Source organism: Sphingosinicella sp., from assembly GCF_052388015.1.
Classification (GTDB): domain Bacteria; phylum Pseudomonadota; class Alphaproteobacteria; order Sphingomonadales; family Sphingomonadaceae; genus Allosphingosinicella.
In genome coordinates this window covers 1-12,460 of record NZ_JBQTIN010000035.1, presented here as the reverse complement: position 1 = coordinate 12,460, position 12,460 = coordinate 1, and the positions used below count along the sequence as shown (strand labels likewise).

Here is a 12,460-nt window from a genome sequence, read left to right as displayed (position 1 = left end):
ACGATCTCATAGCCGTCGCCGACCGCCGCATCGGCGGCGCGGGTCAGGCGGACATGCAGCTCGCGCAGGCACGATTCCTCATTGTAGCAGGGCACGACGATGGACAGCGGCAGTGCGGGCATCAGCCTCTCGTAATCAGCGGAGGATTCGCGACCGGGGAGCGGTCCACGACCCTATAGAGGACGCTGGTCCCGTTGCGCCAGACCGGCAGCAGCCCCTCGAGCAGTCGCGGATCATGCTGCGGCGGATCGATCATCCAGACATAGTCGAAGCTGTGGCGCGGGAAATAGCCCAGCGCCTGATCGACGGTCCGCCAGGGCTCGTGACGGCAGCGCACCCTGGTCACGATCTGGCTCGCGTCCTGGATGAAGTTGGCGCCGGGATCGAAACGGATGGTGAGGAGCTGCGCGCCGGGCAGCACCCACTGGTCGTTCGAGAAGGCCTCGCGCCGCACGATCGCCATCGCCGGCAGATGGAGCAGGCGCGACATCGCCCAAGGCTCGACGCAGGGCCGCCCGACGAAGCTCACCAGCCTGGCGCCGCGCGGCACATGATCGAGCGCCGCAAGCGTGGCGTCGAAGGCGCGGTCGTACATGACCATGCTGACCGTGGTCCCGGCGGTGCGCGCGGCGAAGAAGACAAGGCCCGCCGCGCCGAAAGCGGTCACCAGCCGGCGCGAGGCCGTGGGGAAGCGGATCGCGACCAGGGCGATGGCGAAGATGTAGGGTGTGAGGCGCATGTCGGCATAAGCCGAGCCGAAGATCACCCGCGGCAGCATGACGAAGACGAGCAGCAGGAACAGCGCCGAAGCGACGAGGTTGCGCGAATATTCGATTCTTCGGCTCGCCCAGGCGAAGATCAGCACTCCGCTGACCACGCCGAGCGCGAGGATGTCGAAGGTGATCCAGCGATCGCGCAAGGTCATGAACAGCCACATCGCCTTGCCGGTCCAGTTGAACCAGTCGCCGGTCTGGCCGCCAGCGTTGCTCCGCCAGTAGATCATCATCAGGATCGGGAGCGCCATCGACAGGCAGTGCTTGGCGGCATGGAACGAGCCGACGATATAGCCCCGGCCGCGGTCGTGCTGGCGGACGAGCTCGGCCGAGAAAGCGAGCACGCCCAAAGTCCCCCAGCCGAAGGCGTGGACGACCCACAATATGATCGAGATCGGCACGAACAGGATCGCCCGGAGACGAACCTGATGGAGCCGGCCGAGCCGTAGCCAGAGCGCGAAGGCGTTGAGCGCCAGCGCCATCGCCAGCGCGAAATTGACGAAGCCGAACAGGAACGGAAAATTATAGGCGAAAGGGAGGGCGAAGAGGACGGTCGGCGGCACCCGGCCATGGACCTCGAACGCCGCCCAGATCAGGCCGGCGGCGGTGAGCGCGGGGATCATCAGCACGATCAGGCGGACGGCAGGCTCCAGGCCCATCAGCGGCGCCAGCAGCTCGACCAGCAGATCGACGCCGAGATTGCCGATCAGCGCCCATTCGTAATTGTAGAATTGCTGCAGCGCCGGCGACGTGCCGAGATCGAGCTGCACCCGGTAGCGGCCCATATGGCCGGGCAGGTCGACCAAAGGCGCGATGTCCGGCCAGAGCAAGGGCACGGCGCTGGCCACGACCAGGAAGGCGAGGAAGACCGGATGCTCCCAGAACGGCCGGGGCTCGCCGGGGGCCAGGGGCTGGAAATTTAGCTCTTGCACGCCCCTGCTTCGCCCACCGTTCAAACGCGGATGGACTTCCCCAAGTCACAAGGGCTTGCAAGGAGAAAATGCGCCGGGCGCGGGAACAGGCTATTGCCTGTCCCCGTCCCAGAGGGTGCTCACGTCGGCGGCTGGGGACACGCAATAGCATGTCCCCAGCTCTTGAGCCGGGACTATTCCGCGGCCAGATGCCAGGCTGGCGGCTCGTCCTGCGCGCGCAGCCGTTCCCCCTCCTCGTGCATATAATCGCGGGTCATCGGGATCGCGTCGCGCCGCTTCACATATTGGAGCTGCCAGTTGACGAGCCCGCCATGACGGAAGGCCGCTTCCGCGCCGGCGAGATAGAATTCCCACATCCGGTAGAAGCGCTCGTCGTAGAGCGCGGTGATCTCCTCGCGGTGCATCACGGTGCGGCGATACCATTCCTCCAGCGTCAGCGCGTAATGATAGCGCATCGCCTCGACATCGCTGACGATCAGCTCGTTGCGCTCCGCCTCCGCGACCAGCTCGGACAAAGCCGGGATATAGCCGCCCGGGAAGATATATTTGCGGGTCCATTTGTCGGTGACGCCCGGCGGGCCCTGCCGCCCGCAGCAGTGCGAGAACATCACCCCGTCGTCCTTCAGCAGGCGATGGGTGTGCTTGAAGAAGCCGGGATAATGGGGCGTCCCGAGATGCTCGATCAGGCCGACGCTGGTGATCCGGTCGAACTGGCCCTCAACGTCGCGATAGTCCTTCAATTCGAACTTCACCCGGTCGGCGACCCCCAGCTCGGCGGCGCGCTCATTGGAGAATTCGATCTGGTCCGGCGCCAGCGCGACGCCCAGCACATCGACGTCGTAATGGCGGTGCAGATAGAGCGCGAGCCCGCCCCAGCCGCAGCCGATGTCGAGCACTTTCATGCCGGGCTTCAAATACAGCTTCGAGGCGATGTGCGCCTTCTTGTCGAGCTGCGCCTGTTCGAGGCTGTTCGTCGGGTCGCGGTAATAGGCCATCGTGTACTGCCGGTCCTCGTCGAGGAAGAGCTCGTAGAGCCGCCGGGTGAGGTTGTAGGTATGCTTGGCGTTGCGGGAGGAGCGCGCCCGCCAGTTGATCTGGTCGACCTTGCCGACCGCCTTGCTGACCAGCTTGCGGATCGGGCCGCGCGGGGCGAGGTCGCCTTCCTCCTTCGGCGCGTTGGCGCGGATCGTCAGCACCAGATCGCGGACGTCGTGCGGCGGCTCGATCGCGATCCAGCCGTTCATATAGGCCTCGCCGGCGCCGACGCGCGGGTCCTTGGCGATATGCCAGGCCGCCTTGGGGCTGGTCAGCCGGGCGCGGACATGGGCCAGCTCGGGGTCCGGCGTGCCGTAATGATAGATCTTGCCGTCATGGTTGGTGACGGTGAGCTCGCCCCGCTTCATCAAGGAGCGCAGCATCTTGTCCAAAAGCCACATCGCGTCGACATCCCCCTAAGTTCGGCGCAGTCAGCGCATAAGCGGGGTCGAGGTCAAGCATGGATGGTAACATAAGCGTCGCCGACGCGATACGCGCGCGCTACTCCTGCAGGGCGTTTCTGAGCCGGCCGGTTGGGCACGAGACGATCGCGGAGATTCTCGGGATCGCCGCCCGGGCGCCGTCCGGCGGCAACCTCCAGCCCTGGCATGTCGATGTCCTGACCGGTGCGCCGCTGGCGGCGCTGAAGGCGAAGGTCGCGGCCAGCCTCGCCGCCAACCCGAAAGGCGAGGGCACGGAGTTTCCGGTCTATCCGCCCGGCCTTGCCGATCCGTGGCGCGGCCGGCGCTTCGCCTGCGGTGAGCAGCTTTATGAATCGATCGGCATTCCGCGCGAGGACAGGCCGGCGCGCCTGATGCAGTTCGCGCGCAATTTCGATCTGTTCGGTGCGCCCGTCGGCCTGTTCTTCTCGATCCCGCGCCATTTCGGCCCGCCGCAATGGGCCCATCTCGGCATGTTCATCCAGAATGTGATGCTGCTCGCCGCCGAGCGCGGCCTCGCCACCTGCCCGCAGGAGGCCTGGGCGATCGTCCACAAGAGTGTCGGCGAGGCGCTCGGCCTGCCGCCGGAGCGGATGCTGTATTGCGGGATGGCGCTGGGCTACGGGGACGAGGCGCATCCGATCAACCAATGGCGGACAGAGCGCGAATCGCTCGACGCCTTCGCGACCTTCGCCGGCTTTTGAGGGGCAACCTCCCCTCCCTGCTAGGGAGGGGGTTGAGGGGTGGGTGCGCGCGTCTGCGCGCCGTAAGGGACTCTCGGCGGTGAGCGACCCTCAGGGGGCGTCGAGCCCCTTCGGCCGCGACCCACCCCTAGCCCCTCCCTAAAAGGGAGGGGGAGGATTTGCGTTCAGGCGTAGGCGCGCCAGAAGAAGATCAGGGTCGTCACGCCAGTGATCACAAGCGTGATCGCGCGGATCGTATGGGGGGACAGGAGCAACCCCAGCCGCGCGCCGTAATGGCCGCCGAGGACCGCGCCGGCGAGCATCGGCAAAGCGAGCCGCCAGTCGACCATCGCCATCAGGATGAAGATGATCGCCGCGACGGCGTTGGCGACGGCGAGCAGCAGGGTGCGGTGCGCGGCGAGCTGGTGCGGCGCATGGCCGGCGAGCAGGCCCCAGATCGCCATCATCATCAGCCCGACGCCGCCGCCGAAATAGCCGCCATAGATGCCGAGCGCGAACTGGGCCGCGACGAGAGCCGGAGCGCCGATCGTCACCCGTGCGCGCAGCGCCGCCGAAGCACGCTTGCCGGCCAGCATGACGAGGAAGGCGGCGAGCAGCAGCCAGGGGATGACGATGTCGAAGGTGCGGACCGGCGTCGCGACCAGCAGCAGGCTGCCGATCGTCGCCCCGACGAGCGTGATCGAGACCAATGCGCCGACGCTCAGGCCTGCGAGCGGCCCCAGCCCGCGCCGATAGGCCCAGGCGCTGGCGATCGCCCCCGGCTGAAGCGCGACATTGCTGGTCGCATTGGCGATGGTGGACGGCAGGCCGAGCGCGACCAAAGCCGGCATGGAGACGAACGTCCCGCCGCCCGCCAGCGCGTTCATCGCGCCGGCTATGGCGCCGGCGGCGGCGGTCAGGGTGATGCTAGCGACGTCCACGCCGTACGTTTCGCGGAACCCAGACGTATTGTCGAGCGTATTCCCCTGAGGATCAGAAAATCAAAACATCCACGTCATGACGAATATTGACGCGGACGGAATTATCGGTTAGAGCGCCGAATCGAAAGGACCCACCATGGAACAGTCTCGGTCTCGTGAGGCGCTGCTCAGCTTTCTCGATTATCTCGGCGAAAAGGGGTTGATGGCGCCTGCGACCGCCGCCGCCCGAAAGGTGGCTGCGAACAAGGTTCTCGGAATTTTGGACGAGAAAGAGGCTGACGACGTTCTAAGCCTCGACCTTCAGGATGTGATGACGCGCTTCAGCCATCTGCAGGGCAAAGGATTCACTCCCGGCAGCTTGGCAACATACCAAAGCCGCCTCAAATCGGCGTTGGACGATTTCTCGTCATACGTACAAAACCCGTTGGCATTTCGGCCGAAAACCCAAGTGCGCAAGAAGGCCGAGAATGGGCAGAAGCCTCTGAAAAAGCCTCAGCCTCATGCCGCGCGGGTGGCAACAGCCGAACCTGAGACAGCGGTGCGCGCTACGCCAACGAGTTTTGTGGCACCCAACATTTTGCCAATCCAACTTCGGGAGAATCTCACGATTCAAATTCAGGGCCTCCCGTTCGATCTGTCGAAATCGGAGGCCCAAAAACTGGCAAACGTAATTCTCGCGCTAGCATCCTAACGCGAGGATCTGCTTCCCTTCCACAAGGAAGCAGCGCCGGGAAACTGGCAGGGCCGGGTCTGCTGAGACGAGAATTCCAAACTCTCGATCTCAGCAGCCCAACTGCGGTTTACGCGATTTGAGTACTAATTCAACGCCGCCTGCTTCTCCTCCGCGATCCGGTCCAGCTCCGCGCGGCTCTTCTTCTCCGCCGCGCTCTTCAGCTGGCCGCAGGCGGCCATGATGTCGCGGCCGCGGGGGCGGCGGATCGGGGCGCTGATCCCGGCCTCGAAGACGATCTCGGAGAAGCGGCGGACGCGCTCGTCGTCCGAGCATTCGTACGGCGCACCGGGCCACGGGTTGAACGGGATCAGGTTCACCTTGGCCGGCAGCTTGTACTTGCGGATCAGCCGGACCAGCTCGCGCGCATCCGCGTCGCTGTCATTCTTGCCCTTCAGCATGACATATTCAAAGGTGATCCGCCGGGCATTGTTGGCCCCGGGATAGGCGGCGCAGGCGGCGAGCAGCTCCTCGATGCCGAACTTGCGGTTGAGCGGCACGATCTCGTCGCGCACCTCCTTCGTCACCGCGTGCAGCGACACCGCGAGGTTGACCCCGATCTCCTCGCCGGCCCGGGCCATCATCGGCACGACGCCGGAGGTGGAAAGGGTGATCCGGCGGCGGGAGAGGCCGAGGCCGTCGCCGTCCATCACGATCTTCAAGGCGTCGCGGACATTGTCGAAATTATAGAGCGGCTCGCCCATCCCCATCATCACGATGTTGGAGAGCATGCGGCCTTCGGGCTGGCTCGGCCATTCACCGAGCGCATCGCGCGCGAGCATCACCTGGCCGACGATCTCGCCGGCATTGAGGTTGCGCACCAGCCGCATCGTCCCAGTGTAGCAGAAGCGGCAATTGAGGGTGCAGCCGACCTGGGAGGAGACGCAGAGCGTGCCCCGGTCCGCGTCCGGGATGAACACCATCTCGAAATCATGGCCGTCGGGGGTGCGGAGCAGCCATTTGCGGGTGCCGTCGGTCGAGACCTGCTCCAGCACCACCTCGGGCCGGCCGATGGAGAAGCGTTCGGCCAGCCAAGAGCGCTGCGGCTTGGCAATGTCGCTCATCGTTTCGAACGAGGTCGCGCCGCGATTGTAGATCTGGTGCCAGAGCTGCTTGGCGCGCAGCTTCGCCTGCTTTTCGTCCAGTCCCGCCTCGGCCAGCGCCGCGCGAATCTCAGCCTTGGAGAGGCCGACCAGTTCCACGCGCGCTTCGTCGCCCGCCGGAGCGGGGCGCGGCACGGGGACCGGGTCGATCAGACCGGGGATGGGCATCGCCGCTGTCATGAGGCGGCCCATGTAGGGGAGAAAGCGGGCTTTTTCTAGGCCAACCCCATGTCATCATTGCGGGAACCCTGGCTTCGGTCAATCATCCCTCCCCCACTGGGGAGAGGGTAGGGAGAGGGGGTTCGGCGTTCGGGATTGTGCTCTGACTCAGAACCCCCTCACCCCAACCCACTCCCCGGCGGGGAGAGGGGCTTTGTGATCAGGCCGTGCCGGACGCGCCGAGATCGCCACTGCCGAGGCCGATCACGGTTTCGACGCCATCCTCGACGCAGACCACCGATCCTTGCGGCAGCGGCGCGGCGACCGGGGCGCCGCAGCCCTCCCGGTCCGGCGCGCCAGTCAGCATGCCGCGCAACACCCGCGAGGAGATGCCGTGCATGACGATCAGCCGGTCGCCGCGGTCGGCGGCGGTGTCGTCGAGCCAGGCGCGAAGGCGGCGCGCGATATCGTCATACCATTCGCCGCCGGGCGGGCGGCAGGTGAACAGGCCGGCCTTGCGGTCCACGAAGCCGCCATGCGCCTCGGCAATCTCGGCGTAGAAGCGCCCGTTCCATTCGCCCATCGCCATTTCCGAAAGCCGCGCGTCGGTCCGCGTCTGGTGCCAGTCGATGCGGAGATGCTCGGCGGCGATCGCCAGCGTTTGCAGCGCCCGCCCGGTCGGCGAGGCCCAGAGCGTCAGCGCTGGCGCCGGCCCCAGATGCGTCAGCAAGGACTCGCCGATCTCCTCCGCATGGCGGAAGCCGGCACGGGTCAGCGGCGTATGCTCGCTCTCGCCTTGCATCCGGCGCGCGGCGTTGAACACGGTCTCGCCGTGGCGGGCGATGAAGAAGCGGCTCATCGCGGCGGCAGGCAGGCGAGCGCCGCCGCGTCGATCGCGCTCGCCGCGCCGCGCAACTGGTAGGCGTCGCGGAAGCGGGCGCCGTTCGCCGCGCGAGTCTCGACGGTCAGGCTGATCCCGGTCCGCATCGCCCGCATCAACGCCTCGTCGGCGCGGCCGTCCGGCGCCCAGGCGTCGCGGCCGCGGCCGACGAGCTGGAAGCTCGCCCCGTCGATCCGCGCCAGCACCGCCGATCCGTCGCGCTTCGCCCGGCTCAGGCGGACATGGACCTGGCCGCCGGCGCCGCGCGCCGGCCAGTGGCCGATCGAGAAGAAGGGCCGCCAGCCCTCGGCCTGCGGCCCGGCCACCGGCGCGGCGATCGCATAGCAGCGGCCGGGATCGCGGAACGCCGCCCAGGTGCCGAACACGCCCAGCGACTGGCGCTGCGCCGCGGCCGGTGTTGCCAGCGCGATGCCGAGGCAAAGCAGGAGGGCGCGCGGGACGATCATCGCCTTCCCTTTCGCCTTGTGGAGTTGCATTCGTCCACGCCTTTTTCGCCACTATCCACTGGCGAGCTTCGCGCCGGTCGCTATAACCCTTCGCCCAAGCACTTTTCTTGCCGATCAGGGGTGGCGAATGAAGGCGGTTATCGAACGGGCGACGCTGCTGAAGGGGCTCGGCCACGTCCACAATGTCGTCGAGCGGCGCAACACGATCCCGATCCTCTCCAACGTGTCGCTCGAGGCCGGCGAGGATGGCGGCCTTCGGCTGATGGCGACCGACCTCGACCTGCAGATCGTCGAGACGGTCGAGGCGCAGGTGAGCGATCCCGGCGCGACGACGGTTTCCGCCCACACCTTGTTCGACATCGTCCGCAAGCTGCCCGAAGGGAGCCAGGTCGAGCTCGCCGCCGCCGAGGGGCGGCTGACGATCAACGCCGGCCGCTACCGCTCCAGCCTGCCGACTTTGCCGCGCGACGATTTTCCGGTGATCGCCGAGGGCGAGCTGCCCTGCGCGTTCGAGCTGCCGGCGGCGACGCTTCGGCAGATCATCGACAAGACCAAGTTCGCGATCTCGACCGAGGAGACGCGCTATTATCTCAACGGCATCTATTTCCACGTGTCGGACGAGGCGCAGCCGGTGCTGAAGGCCGCGGCCACCGACGGGCACCGGCTCGCCCGGGTGACGGTCGCGCGGCCGGACGGCGCGCAGGGCATGCCGGGCGTGATCATCCCGCGCAAATGCGTCACCGAGCTGCGCAAGCTGCTCGACGAGGTTGACGGCACCGTTGAAGTCTCCCTGAGCGAATCGAAGATCCGCTTCGGCCTCGGCGCCGCGGTGCTCACCTCGAAGCTGATCGACGGCACCTTCCCCGATTACAGCCGGGTGATTCCGACCGGGAACGACAAGCTCCTCAAGATCGATCCGCGCAGCTTCGAGGAAGGCGTCGACCGTGTTTCGACCATCGCCAGCGAGCGCACCCGGGCGGTCAAGATGGCGCTGGAGCGCGACCGGATCACGTTGTCGGTCACCAGCCCGGAGAACGGCACGGCCAGCGAGGAAGTGCCGGCCGATTATGGCGCCGAAGGGTTCGAGATCGGCTTCAACGCCCGCTATCTGCTGGACATCCTCGGCCAGATCGAGGGCGACTCCGTCGAGGTCCACCTGGCCGACGCCGCCGCGCCGACCCTGCTGCGCGAGAACGACAAGGCGGCGGCGCTCTACGTGCTGATGCCGATGCGGGTCTAGCGAAGGGCGAACCCGGCCCTTACATTGACTTGGGAAGCCGCCGCTGATAGGCGCGCGGCCTTTCCGACAGACCGTATTTTGCACTGGAGCTGCCGTATGGCGCGCGTGACCGTCGAAGATTGCGTCGACAAGATTCCGAACCGTTTCGATCTCGTCCTTCTCTCCGCGCAGCGCGCGCGGCAGATTTCGGGCGGGGCGGAGCTCACCATCGATCGCGACCGGGACAAGAATCCGGTCGTGGCGCTGCGCGAGGTCGCCGAGGAGACGGTGCGGCCGCGCGACCTGGAGGAGGCGCTGATCGGCGGCCTGCAGAAGGTCCAGATCGACGACGACGATGTCGCCGACGAGGTCGGCAACCTGGCCCAGTCGGCGGAGGCGCTGCGCCTCACCGCTGCGGCTCCGGCGCGCAACACCAACAACAACGCCGATTACGAGGGCTGATTTCCCTCTCCCCTTGCGGGAGAGGGCAGGGGGAGGGGTCGCGGCTGAAGTGGCTCGATGCCGCTGAAGACGCTTGAGGCTCGCTGACGCTCGCTCCCCTCTCTCCAAACCTCTCTCCCGCAAGGGGAGAGAGGCTTAAGCCCCCTATTTCGGCGCGAGGACCATCAGCATCTGGCGACCTTCCATGCGCGGATGCTGCTCGACCTTGGCGATTTCCGCAACATCAGCCTGAACGCGCTGAAGCAGCTGCATGCCGAGCTGGCCGTGGGCGAGCTCGCGGCCGCGGAAGCGCAGGGTGAGCTTCACCTTGTCGCCCTCGCCGAGGAAGGCGTTCACCTTCTTCATCTTCACGTCATAATCATGATCGTCGATGTTCGGACGCATCTTGATCTCCTTGATCTCCTGCGTCCTCTGCGATTTGCGGGCGAGGTTCGCCTTCTTCTGCGTCTCGTATTTGAACTTGCCGATGTCGAGGAACTTGCAGACCGGCGGATCGGCGTTGGGCGAGACCTCGACCAGATCGAGGCCAAGCTCGGCCGCCTGCTCGATCGCTTCCGCGGTCAAAAGGACGCCGATATTTTCGCCATTTTCATCGATCACGCGCACCTTCGGCGCGGAGATGAATTCGTTGAAGCGAGGGCCGCTGAGCGCGGGAAGGGCGGGACGCCGGTTGAGAGGGGGACGTATGTTCGTTGCTCCGTCAGTTCAGGACAATGCGCCGACCTAGGGGAGAATCGGGGCTATGGAAAGATGGTGGCGGGAGGAGCGCGATCAAGCGCGCATATCCGGCGGCAGGGCCTGGGCGGCGAGGCGGCTGATCACCTCGTCCAGCGGCAGCACCTCCTGGCGCGCGCCTTCGCCCAGCGGACGGAGCGCAATCGTCCGCTCCTCGGCCTCGCGCTTGCCGACGACCAGCAGATAAGGGACGTGCGCCAGGCTGTGCTCGCGCACCTTGTAGTTGATCTTCTCGTTGCGCAGGTCGGCTTCGGCGCGGAGGCCGGCCTTCGCCAGCGCCTCGACGACTTCGCGGGCATAATCGTCGGCGTCGGAGACGATCGTCGCCACCACCGCCTGGACCGGCGCGAGCCAGAGCGGGAAGCGGCCGGCATGATGCTCGATCAAGATGCCGATGAAGCGCTCGAAGGACCCAAGGATCGCGCGGTGAAGCATGATCGGCCGGTGCCGCTGGCCGTCCTCGCCGACATAGGAAGCGTCGAGCAACTCGGGCAGCACGGTATCGGTCTGCAGCGTGCCGACCTGCCAGGTGCGGCCGATCGCGTCGGTCAGGTGGAATTCCAGCTTCGGCGCGTAGAAGGCGCCTTCGCCGGGCAATTCCGCCCAGCCGAACTCGGCCGTGTCGCGCCCCGTCGCAGCGACGGCGTCGCGCAACGACTGCTCGGACCAGTCCCACATCTCGTCCGTGCCGAAGCGATTCTCGGGCCGGAGCGCGAGCTTGATCGCATAATCGGGGAAGCCGAGATCCTTGTAAATGAGATCGAGCAGATCGCAGAACAGCCGCACCTCCTCGACGATCTGGTCCTCGCGGCAGAAGATATGGGCGTCGTCCTGGGTGAACTGGCGGACCCTGAGGATGCCGTGCAGCGCGCCATGCGGCTCGTTCCTGTGGCAGCAGCCGAACTCGGCCAGCCGGATCGGCAGCTCGCGATAGCTCGTGATGCCCTGGCGGAAGATCAGCACATGGGCCGGGCAGTTCATCGGCTTGATCGCCATCAGATCGGCGTCGCCGGAGAGGATCGGCGCATCCTCCTCGGTGGCCGGAATCTCGTCCGGCACGACGAACATATTCTCGCGATATTTGCCCCAGTGGCCGGACTGCTCCCACTGGCGGGCGTCCATGATCTGCGGCGTCTTCACCTCGACATAGCCGGCCGCGTCCAGCCGGCGGCGCATATAGGCCTCCAGCTGGCGCCAGATGATGTAGCCGTTCGGGTGCCAGAAGACGCTGCCATGCGCCTCGGCCTGGAGGTGGAACAGGTCCATTTCCTGGCCGATCTTGCGATGATCGCGCTTGGCGGCCTCCTCGAGCCGGACGAGATGGGCGTCGAGCTGCTTCCTGTTCAGCCAGCCGGTGCCGTAGATGCGGCTCAGCATCGCGTTCTTCTGGTCGCCGCGCCAATAGGCGCCGGAGACGCGGGTCAGCTTGAACGCGTCGGGATCCACCTTGCCGGTCGAGGCGAGGTGCGGGCCGCGGCACAGGTCGAGCCATTCGCCGGTGCGGTACATGGAGATCGTCTCGTCGGCGGGCAACTCCATCACCCATTCGGCCTTGAAGCTTTCGCCCTGCCTCTCGAAAAAGTCGCGCACCTGCTCGCGCGACCACACCTCGCGGACCAGCGGCGTATCGGCGCGGATGATGCGGCGCATCTCCTCCTCGATGAGCGGCAAATCCTCCTCGGTGAACGGGCCGCGGTCCGGGGGCGGGGCGAAGTCGTAATAGAAGCCGTCGTCGGTCGCCGGGCCGAAGGTGATCTGGGTGCCGGGGAAGAGGTTCTGCGCCGCCTCGGCGAGGATATGGGCATAATCGTGCCGGACCAGCTCCAGCGCGTCCGCCTCGTCGCGCGCCGTGATCAGCGCCAGATCGGCATCGCCCTCGAACGGCCGGGCGAGATCGCGCA

General features: G+C 66.5%; 12 protein-coding genes. 4 read left to right on the top strand and 8 right to left on the bottom strand.

Features of this window, described 5'->3' with window-relative positions; translation table 11 throughout:
- Nucleotides 1–121: 121 nt before the first annotated feature.
- Both ACT4N3_RS02920 and ACT4N3_RS02915 read right to left on the bottom strand, forming a co-directional pair.
- Nucleotides 122–1,705, bottom strand: coding sequence for a hypothetical protein (locus ACT4N3_RS02920; RefSeq protein ID WP_444853709.1), 1,584 nt, complete (start codon nucleotides 1,703–1,705; stop codon nucleotides 122–124).
- Nucleotides 1,706–1,878: 173 nt separating this feature from the next.
- Nucleotides 1,879–3,141 carry a class I SAM-dependent methyltransferase gene (locus ACT4N3_RS02915; protein ID WP_444853708.1) on the bottom strand — a complete coding sequence of 421 codons (1,263 nt, stop codon included), beginning with the start codon at nucleotides 3,139–3,141 and terminating at the stop codon, nucleotides 1,879–1,881.
- Nucleotides 3,142–3,200: 59 nt separating this feature from the next.
- Here ACT4N3_RS02915 and ACT4N3_RS02910 point away from each other — a divergent pair, with 59 nt between their 5' ends.
- Complete coding sequence (locus ACT4N3_RS02910) at nucleotides 3,201–3,884, top strand: nitroreductase (protein ID WP_444853707.1); 684 nt, start codon at nucleotides 3,201–3,203, stop codon at nucleotides 3,882–3,884.
- A gap of 164 nt (nucleotides 3,885–4,048) precedes the next feature.
- Here ACT4N3_RS02910 and ACT4N3_RS02905 read toward each other — a convergent pair whose 3' ends face one another.
- Nucleotides 4,049–4,804, bottom strand: coding sequence for a sulfite exporter TauE/SafE family protein (locus ACT4N3_RS02905; protein WP_444853706.1), 756 nt, complete (start codon nucleotides 4,802–4,804; stop codon nucleotides 4,049–4,051).
- A 136-nt stretch (nucleotides 4,805–4,940) separates the two neighbouring features.
- Between ACT4N3_RS02905 and ACT4N3_RS02900 the strand changes: the two genes are divergently transcribed.
- Nucleotides 4,941–5,495 (top strand): hypothetical protein, encoded by a 555-nt coding sequence (locus tag ACT4N3_RS02900; protein ID WP_444853705.1) that lies wholly within the window; start codon nucleotides 4,941–4,943, stop codon nucleotides 5,493–5,495.
- Nucleotides 5,496–5,620: 125 nt separating this feature from the next.
- On the opposite strand, the gene rlmN is transcribed toward ACT4N3_RS02900, so the two are convergent.
- From rlmN to ACT4N3_RS02885, 3 genes are all read right to left on the bottom strand, one after another.
- A complete protein-coding gene (rlmN, locus tag ACT4N3_RS02895) occupies nucleotides 5,621–6,829 on the bottom strand; it encodes a 23S rRNA (adenine(2503)-C(2))-methyltransferase RlmN (RefSeq protein WP_444853704.1) in 1,209 nt (402 codons plus the stop codon).
- A 187-nt stretch (nucleotides 6,830–7,016) separates the two neighbouring features.
- A complete protein-coding gene (locus ACT4N3_RS02890; protein ID WP_444853703.1) occupies nucleotides 7,017–7,655 on the bottom strand; it encodes a histidine phosphatase family protein in 639 nt (212 codons plus the stop codon).
- The gene (locus ACT4N3_RS02885) at nucleotides 7,652–8,173 is read right to left on the bottom strand and encodes a hypothetical protein (RefSeq protein ID WP_444853702.1); all 522 of its coding nucleotides are present in this window, start codon (nucleotides 8,171–8,173) and stop codon (nucleotides 7,652–7,654) included. Before ACT4N3_RS02885 ends, ACT4N3_RS02890 begins: the two co-directional genes overlap by 4 nt.
- Nucleotides 8,174–8,270: 97 nt before the next feature.
- Between ACT4N3_RS02885 and dnaN the strand changes: the two genes are divergently transcribed.
- Nucleotides 8,271–9,383, top strand: coding sequence for a DNA polymerase III subunit beta (dnaN, locus tag ACT4N3_RS02880; protein ID WP_444853701.1), 1,113 nt, complete (start codon nucleotides 8,271–8,273; stop codon nucleotides 9,381–9,383).
- A gap of 96 nt (nucleotides 9,384–9,479) precedes the next feature.
- The gene (rpoZ, locus tag ACT4N3_RS02875; protein ID WP_444853700.1) at nucleotides 9,480–9,824 is read left to right on the top strand and encodes a DNA-directed RNA polymerase subunit omega; all 345 of its coding nucleotides are present in this window, start codon (nucleotides 9,480–9,482) and stop codon (nucleotides 9,822–9,824) included.
- A gap of 144 nt (nucleotides 9,825–9,968) precedes the next feature.
- Here the strand turns inward: rpoZ and infC are convergent, their stop codons facing one another.
- Both infC and thrS read right to left on the bottom strand, forming a co-directional pair.
- A complete protein-coding gene (gene infC / locus ACT4N3_RS02870; protein ID WP_444853710.1) occupies nucleotides 9,969–10,511 on the bottom strand; it encodes a translation initiation factor IF-3 in 543 nt (180 codons plus the stop codon).
- An 84-nt stretch (nucleotides 10,512–10,595) separates the two neighbouring features.
- Nucleotides 10,596–12,460 (bottom strand): threonine--tRNA ligase (thrS, locus tag ACT4N3_RS02865; protein WP_444853699.1); only part of this gene is annotated, 1,865 nt, incomplete at its 5' end.

Coding starts and splice junctions, on each gene's coding strand:
- dnaN (WP_444853701.1), top strand. CDS start 8,271: ATGAAGGCGGTTATCGAACGGGCGACGCTGCTGAAGGGGCTCGGCCAC.
- ACT4N3_RS02915 (WP_444853708.1), bottom strand. CDS start 3,141: ATGTGGCTTTTGGACAAGATGCTGCGCTCCTTGATGAAGCGGGGCGAG.
- rpoZ (WP_444853700.1), top strand. CDS start 9,480: ATGGCGCGCGTGACCGTCGAAGATTGCGTCGACAAGATTCCGAACCGT.
- ACT4N3_RS02910 (WP_444853707.1), top strand. CDS start 3,201: ATGGATGGTAACATAAGCGTCGCCGACGCGATACGCGCGCGCTACTCC.
- ACT4N3_RS02885 (WP_444853702.1), bottom strand. CDS start 8,173: ATGCAACTCCACAAGGCGAAAGGGAAGGCGATGATCGTCCCGCGCGCC.
- ACT4N3_RS02890 (WP_444853703.1), bottom strand. CDS start 7,655: ATGAGCCGCTTCTTCATCGCCCGCCACGGCGAGACCGTGTTCAACGCC.
- ACT4N3_RS02900 (WP_444853705.1), top strand. CDS start 4,941: ATGGAACAGTCTCGGTCTCGTGAGGCGCTGCTCAGCTTTCTCGATTAT.
- rlmN (WP_444853704.1), bottom strand. CDS start 6,829: ATGGGCCGCCTCATGACAGCGGCGATGCCCATCCCCGGTCTGATCGAC.